Here is a 17,520-nt window from a genome sequence, read left to right on the forward strand (position 1 = left end):
CGTCTCACACTCTTTATGCAATATATATAGTGCACTGCAAAACCTAGCAGAAAACGCAGAGAACCCAAGGGCACTTTTGAGATTTACCTAATCACATCTTTGTTCAGGCTTGCTCAACCCTCTCTGCAAACTCCAGCTCAAACTCACTCTCAACCGCATTGCCATGAGACGTCACAAACTTGCCGGACCCGGATACGCCTTCGAAATCCCCGGTCCCGGAACCTGGCACCACCGTCATTTCCGACCGAACACCCTCAGCATCAAAAACACCCGTCTCCTCAACGAGAAACGTGCCTTCACGCGACCCACACCGACCGGACACCTGCGTGTAGCCATTATAATTGCCCATCTTTTCAGTCACATACGCCAACTGATAAAACGTATTGACCTGCCCTACAATATCCCCTCCAACAGGACCAAAAGCACGAACAGCTGCAATCTTACTCATACTGGAAAGTGTCTCGGAAACTTCTTCTTTCCAATCTTCAACTTTGTAGGTGCACTTGAGTTTTGCCATCTTCAACTCCTCGATTGAACGAACCGAAGATCTACTGCGCTCTCAATCGAAGGGCTTGTAAAAGCGCGACAGCTGCTATCTTTTATGCTCATGCCAAATCAGGATGACACTTCAAACCAGATCAGCGGCCTACTGAACCAGCAATGCAGCCTCCAGCATTTCAATCTGGACTGGCTCGAGCCTGCCGAACCGTTACAGGAAGCGATCGAGTTTTACTGGCTGATCACATGGGATCTGCGAGATAAGCCACCTTACGAGCAAGCCAACCTTCCGCACCCATCCCAACACATCGTCATAGACACCACCCAAACGACAGGTGTTTTTGGCATCAACACGGGTGTCTTTCATTATACGCTGCAGCAGACGGGCCGCGTCTTTGGCGTCAAGTTTCGCCCTGGAGCCTTCGCAGACTTCTTCCGCTACAATCCTTCACAGCTCCTCAACACCCACGAGAGTATTGAGCCGTTCCTCAAGGTTCCAGAGCAACAACTCATCTCAGACCTGAGGGAAGCCAATCTCCCGAAGGCCTTTGCCCAACAGATGGATGAGCACTTGCTCAAGCTCCAACAGCCACTCACGTCAAAAGCAAGAGATGCCCGCGCACTTGTGGAGCTTATTGCTCAATCAGATGAGATCAACAATCTGACAGACCTATCCAAGATCTCTGGCATCCAATCAAGAACAATTCAGCGCTTGTTCCAAAGCCACGTTGGCGTAAACCCTAAGTGGGTGATTGAACGATACCGTATGCTGGCTGCGGTTGACGCGATTAATCAGGGCCAGAACCTGAGCCTGACCGACCTGGCACATTCTCTCGGCTACTTCGACCACGCCCATTTCAGCAAAGCCTTTAAAAAACTAACAGGCCATACCCCAAGCCATTACCTGCCAGAAGCCGAACCCGCCTAAGCCGTTTCTTTCACAACAGCATCAAGCGCTTGCCCGATAACGTGAGCATGCGCTTTGATGCCTTTGTAAGCCAGTTGATCCTCATTCAGCCCAAGAACTTGTGCTTTCAGGCCTTGCGCCAACTGATCTCCGTCAGGATGTTTCAGCAAGTTTTTGATGGGATCATGATGCACGCGGATTGTGAAGAGGATGTCACCGCTCTCTGGCAATCGTCGCAATGTTTGCTTCTCAACACGCACATAAAGCTGCTCAAGAGCCTGTTCTGGCTGAGAAAAGACCTCATGCCGCAAACGGGAAACAGGATGATGCAGATCACCATCTGTATAGAGCGACCAGTTCAAACGCCAGACGGGCTTGTCAGCTTCCAACCGCTCAAAGATCCGCTGAACCATCTGCCCCATTCGGTGGCCATTGAAGTCGGGCACCCCTTCGTGGATGGCAGTCATTGAACCACCAAACTTTTCAGCCAACGACCAACTGGAGGGAAAGCACAGGCTCGCCGCCACAAGCCGATACCCGTCCTCTCCTTTGCGCATCAGCACCAGATCTTCCTGCACCAATCGGGAGATCGACAGAAGCGGTGCTTCAGCACCAGCAGAAAGCTCAATACTCTTGTCAGTTCCCCGCAAAGCCAGAGCTCCATCACCATCACACGTATAAAGCTCTGGAAATTGAGCCAGCAAGTGCGATGAGATCAACTCAGCCACCTCACGCTGAGCTGCTTCCGTATTTGCCTCAGCAGCAAACACAAACGCGTTTGGGTCAGCTATGAGCCGCTCTTTCTCATCCAAATGCGCAATCAAAAACTCATCGGGCTCAATCCACTCTTTCAAATCAAGTGGTTCAAGCCCAACGGTAAACGGCTTCTTGGAGCCATCATAAGGTGTATGAGCAAATCGCGACATCAAACGCCCTCCCCATGCAAACCATGCACCGGATGGAGGGCATTCAGCAACCTAGACGGATTACCCGAGCTCTTTCATGAAGTGCGCAAAAGAGATGATGCCTTCTGGCCACGGCCCCTGTCCGCTTTCAGAGTTAATGTGACCACTCTCACCCGCATCCTGCAAACGCGCGTTCCACAGTTTCGCAAGCTGCTCCGCACGCTCGTAGGTGCAGTAAGGATCATTGCGGCTGGCAACAACCTTGGCATGGAATGGCAACGGAGACGTTGGGAATGGGCCAAAGCCATGCAGTTCAGATGGCACGCAGGAGCTGTCATCAACATCTGCCGGAGCAACCAGATAAGCACCTTTCACCCAGTTCTTGATGCGAGGGGCTGCATGAACAACGGTCGCAACACCAGCGGAGTGCGCAACAAGCACCACCGGACGCGTCGCTTCCTCAACCGCCTTCACAACATTGTTCACCCACTCCTCAAGATCTGGCTTGCTCCAGTCTTTCTGCTCAATGCGCCGACCAGTGGAGAACTTAGCCTGCCAGCGGCTTTGCCAGTGATTTGCGTCGGAGCCATGCAGGCCGGGGACAATCAGAATGTCCGCCTCAGAAATCTTCATAGGGTTCCTCAATACGTGGTCGTGCTAAAAAGTCTGGCAGCTTAATAGGACGAAAATAGCCGGTTTTCAAAGCTCCAGCCCAATCTCCACGCTGATTACGCGCAGCTTTTCTGCTCGCATGGTCCCAATCATAGTTCACCATGCGCTCTTCAAAGGACCACCGCGTGCCAACACGGGTCACAATCATATACCGCGCATGCGGGCTTCCAACTTCCATTACGTGCGAATGCGGCTTGTCATCATCATACGCCGGAAGCCCCACACTGCCTGCATTCATAACGATTTGACCCGTTGTCTCAAGCCAAACCACCCGCGGAATATGTGTGTGCCCACATACGATCAGCGGTGACGTCACATTGCCAATGTGCTCAAGCACATACTCAGGGGACGCAAGCTTGGTACGGTCACCACTGAGCTCTTCAGTCAGATAAACATTATCTGCCGATGGCGTGCCATGACACAAAAACACATTCTCCACGTGCTCCATTTGCGTCGGCAACTGCTTCAGCCAGGCCTTTGATTCATCAGAAAGCAGAGAGTAGGCATGCGCATCGCTTGGCCCCATATTGGACTGGGCATGATCCACCAGGTGCCGGTCATGATTACCCCGCACCGTGAGCCAGTTTTCAGCAATGAGATATTGAGCGGTCTCTTCCGGCCATAACGGCCCGGAAACACAATCGCCCAGATTGAACACCAGATCCGGTGACTTCCGTTTGATGTCACGATGAACAGCTTCCAGAGCAGGCAGGTTACCGTGAATGTCGGAGATAACCGCAAATCTCATAGCAAAAACTCCAAAAGCGTATTCCTGACGAGCAACTCATTTGCGAAAAAAGAATACGCACAACAACATTGGCAAAACAGTTGGCCAAGCCACTGCATCAGGCAGCAAGCTTTGCCAGCACTGGCGTGATTAAAACCTTAAACAGGCCAAGTTGTCAGCGAGGTTCGCCCAGCAGTGTCAAAACATTGCCAAACGGATCATGAAAATGTGCAAGAACTCCGCCCCATACCTGCTTTTCAGGTGGGCTGGAAAAGGCAACGCCCTTTTCTGAGAGGCGTTCATAGGTGTCGACAATATCGTCCACCTGCAAAGACGCACCAAGAAAGCGACCAATGTACTCGCGGTCTTCTTCGTTATGCGCCTGCTCAATAATGAGCTCAGCGTTGTCGAGCTTGGCACCAAACGCGCCAAGCTCAGGCATATCCCAGCTGAGAGGAAGACCTAGCGTCTCAGCATAAAACTCCTTGGCCTTTCCGATATCATTCACGAAAATCCGCAGACCATAAAGCTTCATCTTCCCCTCCACTGCTATCAACGGGGCAACTTAGGCTTCGCCAAACACCCGCTTAAAGATCACGTCAACGTTCTTGGTGTGGTAGCCAAGGTCAAAGCGCTCGCGGATCTGCTCTTCAGACAGGTGCTTGCGAACATCTTCATCGTTCAGCAGCTCGCTCAGGAAGTCCACATCTGCGCTACCGGAAACTTGATAGCTGTCCCAAACCTTCATCGCATTGCGCTGTACCAGACGGTAGCTATCCTCGCGGGAAGCGCCAGCCTGTGTCAGAGCAAGCAGAATACGCTGAGAGTGTACCAGACCACCAAGACGGTCCATGTTACCCATCATGCGCTCTGGGTAAACCACCAGATTTTCCATCACGTTGGTTAGACGAGCCAGCGCAAAGTCCAGAGTTACAGTCGCATCAGGACCAATCATACGCTCAACGGAAGAGTGAGAGATGTCACGCTCGTGCCACAGAGCAACGTTTTCCATAGCAGGCATTGCGTAAGAGCGAACCATGCGCGCCAGACCGGTCAGGTTCTCAGTCAGCACTGGGTTACGCTTGTGCGGCATCGCAGAAGAACCCTTCTGGCCTTTGGAGAAGAACTCCTCAGCTTCCAGAACTTCGGTGCGCTGCAAGTGACGAACTTCAGTCGCCAGACGCTCGATGGAAGACGCAATCACACCCAGAACCGCGAAGAACATGGCATGACGATCACGCGGGATCACCTGAGTAGAAACAGGCTCAGCACCCAGACCCAACTTTTCAGCAACGTGCTCTTCAACGCGAGGGTCGATGTTCGCGAAGGTACCAACCGCACCGGAAATCGCACAGGTCGCAATCTCTTCACGCGCCAGTTCCAAACGCTTCTTACAGCGATCAAACTCAGCATAAGCCTGCGCCATCTTCAGACCGAAGGTCACTGGCTCAGCATGAATACCGTGGGAACGACCGATAGTTACGGTGTCTTTGTGCTCATACGCGCGGCGCTTCAGAGCTGCCAGCAGCTTGTCCATGTCGGCGAGAAGAATATCCGCCGCGCGAACCAGCTGAACGTTGAAGCAAGTGTCCAGAACGTCAGAGGAAGTCATACCCTGGTGCACGAAACGCGCATCCGGACCAACGATCTCAGCAAGATGCGTCAGGAACGCGATCACATCGTGCTTGGTTTCACGCTCGATCTCATCAATCCGCGCGATGTCGAAGGTAGCCGGACCACCCTTCTCCCAGATCTTTGCAGCAGATTCTTTAGGGATCACACCCAGCTCTGCCAAAGCATCACAAGCATGAGCTTCAATCTCAAACCAGATGCGGAACTTTGTTTCAGGAGACCAAATAGCGACCATGTCAGGACGCGAATAGCGCGGGATCATGCCAGTCCTCGTATGCGTTACAATTCTGTCGCAGGATGTAGCAGCACAGGCTCCCTAGAACAATGCCAGAAAGCAGCAGGAAGACCGAAAAAACGCGTTTTTTTGGAGAATTTTGCGTTGCTATGTGCAGGTGAAGATTTCTTCATTCCATGAAAAAAGAACCTGCAGTTTTTGATCAAATTTTTCTCAATCAAACACGCCACAATGAAATCGCAAAATCTACCCAGCTTGAGCCCGGCAGAACTTCCTCTATGCTACCTCACCTGAACATTTCATCGTGGTTCTTGGGGGGATATCACATGCAACTGGGCGCGTTCTCAATCAGTCTCACAGTTAAAGATATCAACGCATCAATCGCGTTCTACAAGAAGCTCGGCTTCACCTGCGATCCCAGTTGCGATGGCTCGAACGGGTGGGCGATCATGAAGAACGGCGCGACGGTCATTGGGCTGTTTCAGGGAATGTTTGAAAAGAACATGCTCACCTTCAATCCTGGTTGGGATCAGGAAGCTCAGGCACTGGATGAGTTCACTGATGTGAGAGAGCTTCAGAAGCGTCTGAAAGCTAATGGCGTCGAAATCCATGGAACGGAAGCTGACGAAACCACCATAGGACCAGCAAGCTTCACCGTGGTTGATCCTGATGGAAACCCAATTCTGATTGATCAGCATAGATAGCCGAAGAGAAAGCTCACCAGCCAGCTACGACAAACGTTGAGCTTTAGTAAGCCTCTCAAATCCCTCTACACTCCCCTCATAAATCCAATGAGGTGCGTGAGTGACTGTGTCTTCAGCTGATTTTGCCGAAACAAAAGCCTGCTATCTGGAGTTTGAAGCTCCGGATTGGCAAGCCCATTTCATTGAAAGCACATTTTATCTCCGCGACAACGGCACTCTTTCAGCACAAAGCAAAGGAAACTTCGCCTCTCCTTATGCCTCCCTGCGATTTGAGTACTCCACCGACCGCAACGGAGGCCCACTAAAGCTCAGGTACGTTCCGCCCAAACCGACAATCTCTCCCAAGACCCGTCAGATTTTCGGTGTGATTTGGGGCGTAAAGTTCAAACAGCTGCCACCTCTGGCGATCCAACAGCCACCCATGGCAGCAATTGATAAGATCAACGCGCTCCATTCACACTGTGAGCAACACTCTGGAGAGCTGGAAGGCATCCGTCAGGCCCTCATCGAAACCTGTACGATCCTGATGTCTCTCACACCAGGCGATGAGACCTCACACCAGCTGGCAAATGCGCGATCAGCACGTACACACCGTCGGCAGTTTAAGTCGCGTATGGGCATCTCGCCCAAACCATTTGCAGCACTCAACCGATTTCAGAGCGCGCTATCAGACATTTCGCAGAGCAACTCACCGCTCAGCGACATCGCCTACGAACATGCCTTCGCAGATCAGGCGCATATGAGCCGAGATTTCAGAGAGAAAACCGGCCATTCCCCTGCACAATTCAGAGAAGTCTGGTCAGAAAGCAACTCTGTCCGTTTTCTTCAAGACCAGCAGGAAAGCCCGGCATTAAGACTAGGCATAGTGATAGATTAAACCCATAGGACATTAAGAATGCTCGCAGACAGCATGACAGAATTCACGCCGCGCTTTGCAGGCTATGAAAAAAAAGTAAGAGACAGCTTCGCCCGCCAACCGGCGATGGCTTCACTTGGCATCGAGATCGCCAAAGTGGAACCAGGCATCGTCGAGCTGACCATGCCGTACAACAAGGGTTTCACCCAGCAGCACGGCTTCCTCCACGCTGGCATCGTCACCACAGCCTTGGACAGCGCCGCCGGATACGCCGCCTTCTCCCTCATGGAGGAAGACGCCGCCGTGCTCACAATCGAGCTGAAAACCAATCTGATGAACCCTGCCGCAGGTGAGCAGTTCGTGTTCCGGGCAAAAGTAGAAAAACCCGGCCGCACCATCACCTTCGTCAACGCCGCAGCCTACGCCATCAAAGACGGCACCGAGAAAAAAGTCGCCACCCTCTCCGGCACCATGATGGCCGTCCGCGGCAGAGCTGATATTCAGCAGTAGGCATAAATGGCGAGAGAAAACATCTCTCGCCGGTCAGCTTTCAAAAGTGCTGAGTTATTTATTTACTCGTAGAACTAGCGAAGGTGTTGATCTGCTGTGCTCTCCAGAAATGAAGCTTACACCAGCCACATCAACCGAGCGTTTACTCCCAGTGTCAGTCTCTACTTCGTTAATCCAACTCGTGCGGTTCACACCTCCGGAAATCCTTACATTCTTTGAGAAAGAACCTGCATCTTTTGTATAGTCATCAAAGACATAGCTTTTCACTTTGCCGTCGAAGAACCTAATAGATCCATACTTCATGCTTGTTGCCAGGTAGCATGCAGGTGATGCTTCTGTCGCATCCGCTGACTTGTACTCGCCCAGAACAATCACGCTATCATTGTTTGGGGCGCGATAAGCCTTGGTCGTCTTTCTATCAAAGTTTTGGCTCTCTGCGATCGAAACCAATGTGAGGTCATGACTTGCAGAAGAAGCCACTTTCCAGCCTGCCGATTTTAGATATCTATCTCGCGCTTTTTTGTTTAATGAAATACAGGCTTTCTCAAAAACCTTCCAAGTCTGGAGGTCCACTTCTGAAGGCACATTAGTCGTTTGAAGGCCACCTCCACACGCGCCGAGAAGAACAGCCATCGATAAAAGCAACAGTTTGTTTTTGACACTCATGAGAGCTCCTGTCGCAACAATTTATCTACTGGAAGATTTCATCTCAGCTTGCACTTGGTCTCTGTCCCCTTCAAGAAACCATGACTTTCTTTGGTGCAGTCGATCGGAACTTTGCGGGCAACCCGTACAGTTAGTACGTTCGCCCGATCTCCGAACGCCTGTTTCAGACTTGCTTCAACAGTACGTTTTAGGTCGGCTTCACTGCGCCGGTGCTCCCATCCATAGGGAATAACTGTCACCGTTCCCGGTTTGAAGTTACTTACAAATGTTGCATCACCGATCTTGAAAGTGTGCCTTCCTTGCCCAGATTTTCCAGAAACAAATGCATATTTGCCAGACCGCGCAGGCTCCGAATAAGACATCAGGAAGTAGTCGTCATCGTGCTTGAAAGTCACTCGATATGATCCAAAAAGCCCGTCAAACACTTTGAAGGTCAGCTTGTTTTTATTGCTTTCTTCTTCGTCTTCACAATCTTCTATTGCACCCGAAGCATTCACCTTGCAGAAAATCGAAGACAGATCTGGCTGAACGCTTCCATAGCGCCAAATCAGATAATTCTTAGTCTTGTCTATCGGAAACGTGGCTAAATGCGATTGATTGCTGGTGGGCTTGTACGACCCACATGCACTGATCGTAAATGCCATAGCCAACATCGCCAGAAGATTGCGCATGATCCCGCTCCGCTCATACGATTTAGAGCATCAGTCTAGAACCAAACCTCGAGGACCAGCGCCCTTCAGATCTAACTGAAAACTTAAGTAAGCGTGGGAAAACTCGTAGGGGTATACGCAAAAAAGGCGAGAGCAATTGCCCTCGCCTCCTGAAGAAATCCAACTCGGTTTGGCTTACGCCATATCCATCTCTTCCAGTTCATCAATGAACCGCTCGATCACAGCCAGACCTTTTTGCCAGAAGGCTGGGTCGGTGGCGTCGAGGCCGAATGGGGCGAGCAACTCGCTGTGGTGTTTGGTGCCGCCTGCTTTCAGCAGATCGAAGTACTTCTGCTGGAAGCCTTCCTCAGCTTCCTCATAAACCGCATAAAGCGAGTTCACGAGGCAATCACCAAAGGCATAGGCATAAACGTAGAATGGTGAATGGATGAAGTGCGGAATGTAAGTCCAATAGTTCTCATAGCCGCCCTCAAGGTCAATCGCCTCACCAAGGCTCTCTTCCTGAACGCTCATCCAGATCGCCGAGATCTGTTCAGAGGTCAGCTCACCTTCCTTGCGCAGCTCATGCACTTGACGCTCAAACGTGTAGAACGCAATCTGGCGAACCACCGTGTTCAGCATGTCTTCCACTTTGCCCGCCAGCATGATCTGACGCTTCTCAGGTGTTTCCGCTTTTGCAAGCAGATCCTTGAAGGTCAGCATCTCGCCAAACACAGAAGCAGTTTCAGCCAGTGTCAGCGGTGTTGGTGCCATCAGCGCGCCATTAGGAGCCGCCAGCACTTGGTGAACGCCATGGCCAAGCTCGTGCGCCAGTGTCATCACATCACGGATTTTGCCCTGATAGTTGATCAGCACAAACGGATGCGCGCTTGGAACGGTTGGGTGAGAAAACGCGCCCGGAGACTTGCCCGGACGAGCCGCACCATCAATCCAGTTCTTATCAAAGAACTCTTCTGCAATGCTTGAAAGCTCTGGCGAGAACTTGGAATAGGCGTTCAGAACAGTGGTCTTTGCCTCATCCCATGGAATGTCACGCGTATCCGCCTGCGGCAGTGGCGCATTGCGATCCCAGAAGTGCATTTTCTCAACGCCAAGCCACTTGGCTTTCATCGCATAGTAGCGGTGAGACAGGCGCGGGTAGGCAGCACGAACGGAATCCACCAGCGCATCAACCACTTCCCGCTCAACACGGTTGGAAAGGTGACGACTGTCAGCAATATCTTCAAAGTTATGCCAACGATCGTAGGTGTCTTTGTCTTTCGCCAGCGTGTTGGTGATCAGCGTAAAGATGCTCAGGTTCTTGGCAAAGGTTTTCGAAAGTGCGCCAGCAGCCTTCTTGCGCAGCTCCGCATCAGCACCCTGCAGCAGGTTCAGCGTCTGCTCAATGGAAAGCTCTTCGCCATCAATCTCATAACGGGAACCGGAAATGGTCTCATCAAACAAACGGTTCCACGCAGCAGCACCGGTCACATGCTTTTCATGGAAGAGCTGCTCAATTTCCTCACTACGTTCATGAGGCCGTTCTTTGCGAAGGTCTTCCAGCCAAGGGCGATAGTAAGCCAGTTTCTCTGACTTCAGAGCCTCTTCCAAAACCGTTTCATCAATCTTGTTCATCTCCAGAGAGAAGAACAGCATGTGAAGGCTGGCGGTTGTCAGCTTTTCCTGAACATCGCCATAAAACTTCTGGCGCGCCGGATCAGTCGTGTCACCAGCATAAGAGAGACCGGCATAAGAGCCAATGCGACCCATCATGTCTTCCAGCTCTTCATAACGGCGAACGATCTCGGCCATCTCATCACCGGAACGGCCAGCGATCTCAGCAAGTTTGCCTTTGCAATCTGCCTCGAACTGCTCTGCCAGTTCTTTCGCACGCTCCATATCCTGATCAATCGCAGGATCTTCGATAGAGCTGTAAAATACAGAAAGATCCCACTCCGGTAAGTCACCAAGGCTTCCGGCTGTCATTGCAGCCTCTGCACTTTGATAAGCGATAGGGAAAGGAGTGGCGTGCTTAAGTGTCATTTGAGCGTCCGATTGTGGGTTGGCATGTAACCAAAAAAGAAATCTGAGGTGCGCAGAACAAGTTCCGTAGCACACTGTTTAAATATGCGTCCAATCCGTGCACATGCAATGGCGTGTTTTCACAAGATCCCCAAAATGAAGTGGGCAATTTGTTTACCAAATTGAGTGCAGGATGACCTGAATTGGCACACTATGCATTACTGCCCAATCGATTTGAAGGGATTTCCCATGGCACAGCGCATTTTGATCGTAGATGACGATCCGGTCCAACGCCGCCTGCTGGAAGAAGCAGTAAAGCGGTTCGGATACCGCTCAAAAAGCTGTGTTGATGGCCGTGAAGCGCTGGAAATCCTGACAGGAAGTGCCCAATCCGAAATCGATCTGGTCATTCTGGATCTGATGATGCCGGAAGTTGATGGATTTCAGGTTCTTAAAGAAACCCGGGAAGCCAAAAACGCCGTCCCTGTTATCGTGCAAACCGCCAATGGCAGCATTGAAACCGTCATTGAGGCCATGCGTGCAGGCGCTCAGGATTTCGTCGTCAAACCAAGCCGACCGGAACGTCTTCAGGTTTCCATCACCAACCTGCTGAAAGTCGCTACGCTGGAAGGCGAACTCACCCGCATCCGCAAGCATTCAGAAGGCACGCTCACTTTTGACAACATCGTCACGCGGTCAGAGCCAATGGATCGTGTGCTGCGACTGGGCGAACGGGCAGCGTCCTCCAATATCCCGATCCTGATTGAAGGCGAGTCCGGTGTCGGTAAAGAGCTGATCGCACGTGCCATTCAGGGCTCCAGCGAACGCAAGTCTAAGCCGTTTGTTACCGTAAACTGCGGTGCCATTCCTGATCATCTGGTAGAGTCCATCCTCTTCGGTCACGAAAAAGGGGCTTTCACCGGCGCCGTCGACAGACACATCGGTAAATTTCAGGAAGCAAATGGCGGCACGCTGTTTCTGGATGAGGTCGGCGAACTACCTCTGGAAGTGCAGGTCAAACTTCTTCGAGCTCTTCAGGAAGGTGAAGTGGATCCAGTTGGCGCCCGCAAGCCTGTCAAAGTGGACTTCCGCCTGATCTCTGCAACCAACCGCCGTCTGATCGATCAGGTGAAGGAAGGTAAGTTCCGCGAAGACCTGTATTATCGCCTCAACGTCTTCCCAATCTGGATCCCTCCCCTGCGAGATCGTAGTGAGGATATTCCCGAGCTCACACGCCATTTCCTCGCACGTTTTGCTGCAGAAGAAAGCAAGCCTCAAGTTACGGGCATCACTTCTGACACGGTCAATATGCTTAAGAGTTATGACTGGCCTGGCAACATTCGCCAGCTTGAAAACGCAGTATTCCGCGCCGTTGTCCTGTGCGATGGTCCAAGCCTGACATGCGATGACTTCCCGCAAATAGCTCAAGCGACTGATACGCCAATGAGTTACGCGGCAGCGCCGTCTGTCGGAAAAAAAGAGCCGCAAGCTGACGTCTATTCTTCATCCCTGAGTGTAGCGAGTAAATGGGAGGAACAGCAGGACGAACAATTTCTTCATGTCGAAGCCGTATCAGCCTTCGATGCGGAGCAACCTCCCTTTGGATATATGCGTTCACTCGATGGCGAAGGCCATGTACGCACCCTGACCGGTGTCGAAGAAGAGATGATCCGGACAGCCATATCCCATTATGGAGGCCGCATGACCGAAGTCGCCAAGCGTTTGGGCATCGGGCGTTCAACGCTTTATCGCAAGCTGAAAGAATACGGTCTGGAAGAAACTCCAGAAAACAAAGCAGCGCACTAAAGCGCAAGTCGCAAGCGTGGCGCAAGCCAGGAGAACGAAGTTCGCTTATCAATTTTGTTTGAGCGTACTTTGAGGCATTTTCTAGCACAATATGTGGCAAAAAACCGTGGGTTTAAGTTCATATCACTGAACCTTGAATTTAAAACATCACGCACACGTGCTATCTCAAAACGCATTAGTGTATATGCGTAATAAATATAAGTTCGGGCAAAACAACACTCTTAGATTTCAAGGTATTCGTCTTCTGCTTTGAAATATCAAAGAGTTATCAGGTGGGTAGTCATAAATGTTTGGTAGAACGAGCACATCAGTATTGCTCGCAGGGGCAGTTTTTGCGCTTTCATCAACTGTGTACTCTGCGCAAGCCGCAATTCCTGACAATTTTGACGCGCAGCTCGAGCAAGTAAACCTTGCTCTGTCAAATCCGGTTGCGCAGGAAATTCAAAAGGCATTCAGCAAAAAGCATCGCCGTCAGAACTTCCATGCAAAGCGTGAGGCAGCTGCAGCAAAACTCTTCTACGAAAACAGAAGCTTCCAGCCAGCCTGGATACTCAAAGGCAAGCTCTCATCCGGCGCTCTGTCCGCTATTGAAACTCTGCAATCCGCTGATGAAGAAGGCCTGCACACCGCTGACTACCCGGTTCCGGCAGCTGACTTCAACGCAGATGGCAAAGCAACACCTGACCAGATCGCAGCGGCAGAACTGGAACTGACCCATTCCATCCTCAAATACGCAGAGGACGCACAAGCTGGCCGCGTCAGCCCCTACGCGATTTCCGAGGACATTACCCTTCGCCCAGAACGCCCGGACCCGATTGAAGCGCTGACCTCCGTCGCGCGCTCGGCAGCTCCGGCACAGGTTTTGGCAGCATTCAACCCACCGCATGCTGAATACAAAGCCCTGAAAAAACAACTCGCCGAACTGCGCGAGCAGACCGACAATGGCGATCTGGAAAAACAAGTCGTCATTCCTGCTGGTAAGCTCCTGAAAGTGGGCAGCAAAAGCTCCCGCGTTGCTCTGCTGCGTGAGCGCTTGAGTGTTCCAACCGTTGAATCCCAGATGAATGTCTACACGCAGGATCTGGCTTACGCTGTTGAGGCATTCCAGGCTGCAAACGGCCTGCATCCGGACGGTGCTGTTGGCCCGCGCACTCTGCTGGCCCTCAATGGCCGCGTGAGTGGCGACCCGATCAAAGACGTCATTGCAAATATGGAACGCTGGCGCTGGATGCCGCGGGATCTGGGAGAAACCCACCTGCGCGTCAATATTCCAGAGTTCATGGTTCGCCTGAACATGGAAGGCTTCGTTCTGTACGAAACCCGCGTTGTCGTTGGCAAACGCTCCAACAAGACGCCGGTATTCTCAGACAAGATGCAGCATGTGGTCGTGAACCCATACTGGAACGTCCCATATTCCATCGCATCCAAGGAGCTTCTGCCGGAACTGCGCGCAAGCAACCCGCAAAGCTACCTGCAAAAAGGCAACTACGAGATCGTGTATGGCGGCAAGATCGTTGATCCACGCCGTGTGAACTGGGATGCGGTGACCTTCAAGCAGATCCGTATTCGTCAGCGTCCGGGCCGTGGCAATGCACTTGGCAAAATCAAGTTCATGTTCCCGAACAAGCACAACGTATACCTGCACGACACACCATCCAAGTCGCTGTTCAATCGCTCCGAACGCGCCTTCTCTCATGGCTGTGTACGCGTGCAGAACCCGTTCGAATTCTCAGATGCACTGATGGCGACACAAGACACCATCACCGGCAACTACATTCGCTCACTCGTGGGTAAGAAGCAGACACAGGTGAATCTGCAAAAAGATATCCCTGTCCACATCTCTTACTTCACTGCATTTGTGGATGAGGCCGGAAAGCTACAAAGACGTCCGGATATTTACGGACACAATCAGGCTGTGATCGACGCTCTGAATCTTTAAAATTGTCACAATCCACATGTATCCACAGTGATATGACGACTTATGCGTGCGGATTCGCGCGCATTTGTCGCATGTAAATAGCGGTTTTTGGCAAAAAACTTGGATTGTTGCCGGTAAGTCACTAGTTCGCGTTAATTGTAACTAAAGTAAAGGCTCATTAACCTTGTCCGCACTAGAACGAAAGAGGTGGGGCTCTGGGGTAAGGTTTTAGCCGATAACGCGAAAGCGAGATTCAATTGCGTGACATGATTGCATTCGGGCGCTCGGACTTTGGTAAACGTCTGCCTGGCATTTCAATGCTGGTCGCAGCTGTTCTTTGTGCGTTCTTCCTCACCTCAATTGCTTCGGCTAGTGCGAGTACACGCACGCTAAAGCTGTACTTCACACACACAAAAGAGCGGGCGGAAATCACCTTCAAGCGCAATGGCCGCTATGACAAAGAAGGCCTTCGCAAGCTCAACAACTTCCTGCGGGATTGGCGTCAGAATGAGCCAACCAAAATGGATCCTGAACTGTTTGACCTCATCTGGGAAGTTTACCAGAAGGCCGGCACAAGCAAGTACATCCATGTTGTCTCAGCATACCGCTCTCCCAAAACCAACAATATGCTCCGCAAGCGCTCCAGCGGTGTGGCTAAAAACAGCCAGCACACCAGAGGCCGCGCAATGGACTTCTTCATTCCAGGTGTAAGCACAGCAAAGCTGCGCGCCCTTGGTTTGCGTCAGCATGTTGGTGGCGTCGGCTACTACCCACGCTCAAACACACCGTTCGTTCACATGGACACAGGCTCCGTGCGTCACTGGCCACGTATGACACGCTCTCAGCTGGTCAAGGTGTTCCCGAAAGGCGATACCATTCACGTGCCGTCTGACGGCAAGCCTTTGGCACGCTATAAGCAGACCCTTGCTGAAGTGAAGCGCAGAGACTCCGGTCGTTCAACAAGCGTTGCAAGCCGCTCCAGCTCTTCATCTAAAGCAAGCGCCAGAGCAACGTCATCCAACAGCGGAGGCGGTTTCTTCTCTCGCCTGTTCAGCAACTCTGACAGCAATGAAGCAAGCAAACCAGCTCCTACACCGGCAACAAAGGCACCACGCGAGCGTGAGCCTGATCCAAGCCGCCGTGTAGAAAACGAGTTCAATGCGATTCCGCAGCCGAAAGTGGCACTGCTGGCAACACAGCCAGCAGCAAGCCCGGTTCCGGGAGCAGCATCACCACTCGCGCTGGCGTCTATCACACCCTACGCCAAGCCAAAGGCTGAGACCGAAGCAGCACCTGAAGCGACTGAGCAGAACCTCAATCTGTTCGCTTCCGCTCGCCCTCGCATCAAGCCACAGCAAATCATTCAGGTCGCCGCTTTGCCGGCGGCCACCCCTGCTGCACCTCAGCGCGCGCCAGTTATTCCGCAAAAAGTGGAAACACCAAAAGACGGCATCGCTGCAATTATCGCAGCAACTGGCGAAAAAACACCAGACAGCCTTCGCCCGCTTGTGAACTCACAGCTCGCGTACGCTTCCCCAGCATCTGGAAACGAGCAGGCTAAGAACAAGTTCAACAAGAAGTCCGCACTCTCAGCTCAGGCACCATTTGCTGAGCAGCGCTTGCCAAACCTCTTGCCGCCAAAGCCACAACCGGCGCAGCAGACTGTGATCTCCAAAGCAGTCCATAAAGCACCGCTGACAGGTTTCCACTCTGCACCAAAAGCAAACGCAGTGCTGATGCTGGACCCAACCTGGACCGCAAGAAACCGCCGCACTATCACAATGGAACATCCTGACCAGAACCAACTGGCAGTTCTGATGTCACCGGTCACCTCCGTTCTGAAAGACGCTCTGACCCAAACGCCATACCGCCCGATCCGCAAAAACATCAACCGCGGCTCAGCAATCGCATGGCTCGATTCCATCTACACAGGTTCAGTCAAAGTCTCTTCCCGGTAAGCCCCTCCAGCTTCCATTTGAGAACCTAGCCATTTCAACGCGAGAGCACCCAGCCTCGCGATAACTGCTTTCTATACTAGCTTCAAAGACAGCCAGTCTCAGCTCACCCCATCCAGAGCACCAGGTCACACTTCCCAACAAAAAAGGCCCCTTACCGCAGTAAGGAGCCTCTTTCAGTATTCTCAATTTGCTGGATGAGCGCTTACGCGTCCACCTCAACAGGGCCAGCCATGCCAAGCGCATGCAGGTAAAGGTCGAGGATCGCCTCTTCTTCTTCACGCTCATGTGGCTTACGCTTACGCAAGGAAACAATCTTGCGCATAACCTTCACGTCAAAGCCGTTGCCCTTAGCTTCCGCATAAACATCCTTGATGTCGTCCGCGATAACTTTTTTCTCTTCTTCAAGACGTTCAATACGCTCAATAAATGCGCGCAGCTGATCTGCTGCTACACCACCGGCATCTGACATATGAAATCCACCTTACGTTCGTGCGAAACACCATTAACCTTGTTGTCTTGCTGCCAGAACTGAGCAGACGGGTCAACCGTTCACGATGTGTTTTCAGCAACCTTCACAGGATCTGGGGGAAGAACTAAGTTTCAATGGGAATATAAAACACTCGCCTCAATTGACGCACAATCAGCTGGCAACACTCGTCACAAAATTCATCTTAGCGTTGCAGTCCACATTCCCGGTCCGATAGTCTCAATCCATTCAATGGCTTCCAACTACCGTAAAGATAGGTGCCGCTACGTACGCACTGCTGCATAGATCAAAACATACTCACAATTGTCCAAAGATAAATCTGCGCGACAAATTCACACCCTAAATATATCAGAGTGCTTCATCTCTA

The 17,520-nt window shown here is 51.7% G+C and carries 17 protein-coding genes; 7 read left to right on the forward strand and 10 right to left on the reverse strand.

Annotated features, from left to right (window positions below; translation table 11 throughout):
- Nucleotides 1–103: 103 nt before the first annotated feature.
- The gene (locus AC3CB2_RS21010; protein WP_352936176.1) at nt 104–517 is read right to left on the reverse strand and encodes a DUF3224 domain-containing protein; all 414 of its coding nucleotides are present in this window, start codon (nt 515–517) and stop codon (nt 104–106) included.
- A gap of 84 nt (nt 518–601) precedes the next feature.
- Here AC3CB2_RS21010 and AC3CB2_RS21015 point away from each other — a divergent pair, with 84 nt between their 5' ends.
- Nucleotides 602–1,426 (forward strand): helix-turn-helix domain-containing protein, encoded by an 825-nt coding sequence (locus AC3CB2_RS21015; protein ID WP_352936178.1) that lies wholly within the window; start codon nt 602–604, stop codon nt 1,424–1,426.
- Here the strand turns inward: AC3CB2_RS21015 and AC3CB2_RS21020 are convergent.
- From AC3CB2_RS21020 to purB, 5 genes are all read right to left on the reverse strand, one after another.
- Complete coding sequence (locus AC3CB2_RS21020) at nt 1,423–2,331, reverse strand: heme-dependent oxidative N-demethylase family protein (protein ID WP_352936180.1); 909 nt, start codon at nt 2,329–2,331, stop codon at nt 1,423–1,425. The genes AC3CB2_RS21015 and AC3CB2_RS21020 overlap by 4 nt on opposite strands.
- Before the next feature lie 60 nt (nt 2,332–2,391).
- A complete protein-coding gene (locus tag AC3CB2_RS21025) occupies nt 2,392–2,943 on the reverse strand; it encodes an RBBP9/YdeN family alpha/beta hydrolase (protein WP_352936182.1) in 552 nt (183 codons plus the stop codon).
- A complete protein-coding gene (locus tag AC3CB2_RS21030; protein ID WP_008551496.1) occupies nt 2,930–3,730 on the reverse strand; it encodes a metallophosphoesterase family protein in 801 nt (266 codons plus the stop codon). The genes AC3CB2_RS21025 and AC3CB2_RS21030 overlap by 14 nt, the downstream gene beginning before the upstream one ends.
- Nucleotides 3,731–3,884: 154 nt before the next feature.
- Nucleotides 3,885–4,244 (reverse strand): VOC family protein, encoded by a 360-nt coding sequence (locus AC3CB2_RS21035; RefSeq protein WP_008551442.1) that lies wholly within the window; start codon nt 4,242–4,244, stop codon nt 3,885–3,887.
- A gap of 30 nt (nt 4,245–4,274) precedes the next feature.
- Nucleotides 4,275–5,603 (reverse strand): adenylosuccinate lyase, encoded by a 1,329-nt coding sequence (gene purB / locus AC3CB2_RS21040; protein ID WP_008551578.1) that lies wholly within the window; start codon nt 5,601–5,603, stop codon nt 4,275–4,277.
- A gap of 299 nt (nt 5,604–5,902) precedes the next feature.
- Here purB and AC3CB2_RS21045 point away from each other — a divergent pair, with 299 nt between their 5' ends.
- The 3 genes from AC3CB2_RS21045 (at nt 5,903) to AC3CB2_RS21055 (ending at nt 7,646) form a co-directional block, all read left to right on the forward strand.
- Nucleotides 5,903–6,280, forward strand: coding sequence for a VOC family protein (locus AC3CB2_RS21045; RefSeq protein WP_352936185.1), 378 nt, complete (start codon nt 5,903–5,905; stop codon nt 6,278–6,280).
- A 100-nt stretch (nt 6,281–6,380) separates the two neighbouring features.
- Nucleotides 6,381–7,157, forward strand: coding sequence for a helix-turn-helix domain-containing protein (locus AC3CB2_RS21050; RefSeq protein WP_352936187.1), 777 nt, complete (start codon nt 6,381–6,383; stop codon nt 7,155–7,157).
- Nucleotides 7,158–7,175: 18 nt separating this feature from the next.
- On the forward strand, nt 7,176–7,646 hold the full coding sequence (locus AC3CB2_RS21055) for a PaaI family thioesterase (RefSeq protein ID WP_352936189.1): 471 nt from the start codon (nt 7,176–7,178) through the stop codon (nt 7,644–7,646).
- A 54-nt stretch (nt 7,647–7,700) separates the two neighbouring features.
- Here the strand turns inward: AC3CB2_RS21055 and AC3CB2_RS21060 are convergent, their stop codons facing one another.
- From AC3CB2_RS21060 to AC3CB2_RS21070, 3 genes are all read right to left on the reverse strand, one after another.
- Nucleotides 7,701–8,312, reverse strand: a complete 612-nt coding sequence (locus AC3CB2_RS21060; protein WP_352936191.1) for a hypothetical protein — start codon at nt 8,310–8,312, stop codon at nt 7,701–7,703.
- A 38-nt stretch (nt 8,313–8,350) separates the two neighbouring features.
- The gene (locus tag AC3CB2_RS21065) at nt 8,351–8,983 is read right to left on the reverse strand and encodes a hypothetical protein (protein ID WP_352936193.1); all 633 of its coding nucleotides are present in this window, start codon (nt 8,981–8,983) and stop codon (nt 8,351–8,353) included.
- A gap of 174 nt (nt 8,984–9,157) precedes the next feature.
- On the reverse strand, nt 9,158–11,005 hold the full coding sequence (locus tag AC3CB2_RS21070) for a M3 family oligoendopeptidase (RefSeq protein ID WP_425328967.1): 1,848 nt from the start codon (nt 11,003–11,005) through the stop codon (nt 9,158–9,160).
- A 228-nt stretch (nt 11,006–11,233) separates the two neighbouring features.
- Here AC3CB2_RS21070 and AC3CB2_RS21075 point away from each other — a divergent pair, with 228 nt between their 5' ends.
- The 3 genes from AC3CB2_RS21075 to mepK all read left to right on the forward strand — a co-directional run bounded on the left by AC3CB2_RS21075 (nt 11,234) and on the right by mepK (nt 16,666).
- On the forward strand, nt 11,234–12,790 hold the full coding sequence (locus AC3CB2_RS21075) for a sigma-54-dependent transcriptional regulator (RefSeq protein ID WP_352936195.1): 1,557 nt from the start codon (nt 11,234–11,236) through the stop codon (nt 12,788–12,790).
- Nucleotides 12,791–13,076: 286 nt separating this feature from the next.
- Complete coding sequence (locus AC3CB2_RS21080) at nt 13,077–14,729, forward strand: L,D-transpeptidase family protein (protein ID WP_054783548.1); 1,653 nt, start codon at nt 13,077–13,079, stop codon at nt 14,727–14,729.
- Nucleotides 14,730–14,974: 245 nt separating this feature from the next.
- Nucleotides 14,975–16,666: a peptidoglycan L,D-endopeptidase MepK gene (mepK, locus tag AC3CB2_RS21085; protein WP_352936458.1), complete on the forward strand. Its 1,692-nt coding sequence runs from the start codon at nt 14,975–14,977 to the stop codon at nt 16,664–16,666.
- A gap of 202 nt (nt 16,667–16,868) precedes the next feature.
- Here mepK and AC3CB2_RS21090 read toward each other — a convergent pair whose 3' ends face one another.
- Nucleotides 16,869–17,135, reverse strand: a complete 267-nt coding sequence (locus tag AC3CB2_RS21090) for a DUF2312 domain-containing protein (RefSeq protein WP_008551513.1) — start codon at nt 17,133–17,135, stop codon at nt 16,869–16,871.
- Nucleotides 17,136–17,520 lie beyond the last annotated feature (385 nt).

The organism is Pseudovibrio sp. SCP20, assembly GCF_057774105.1.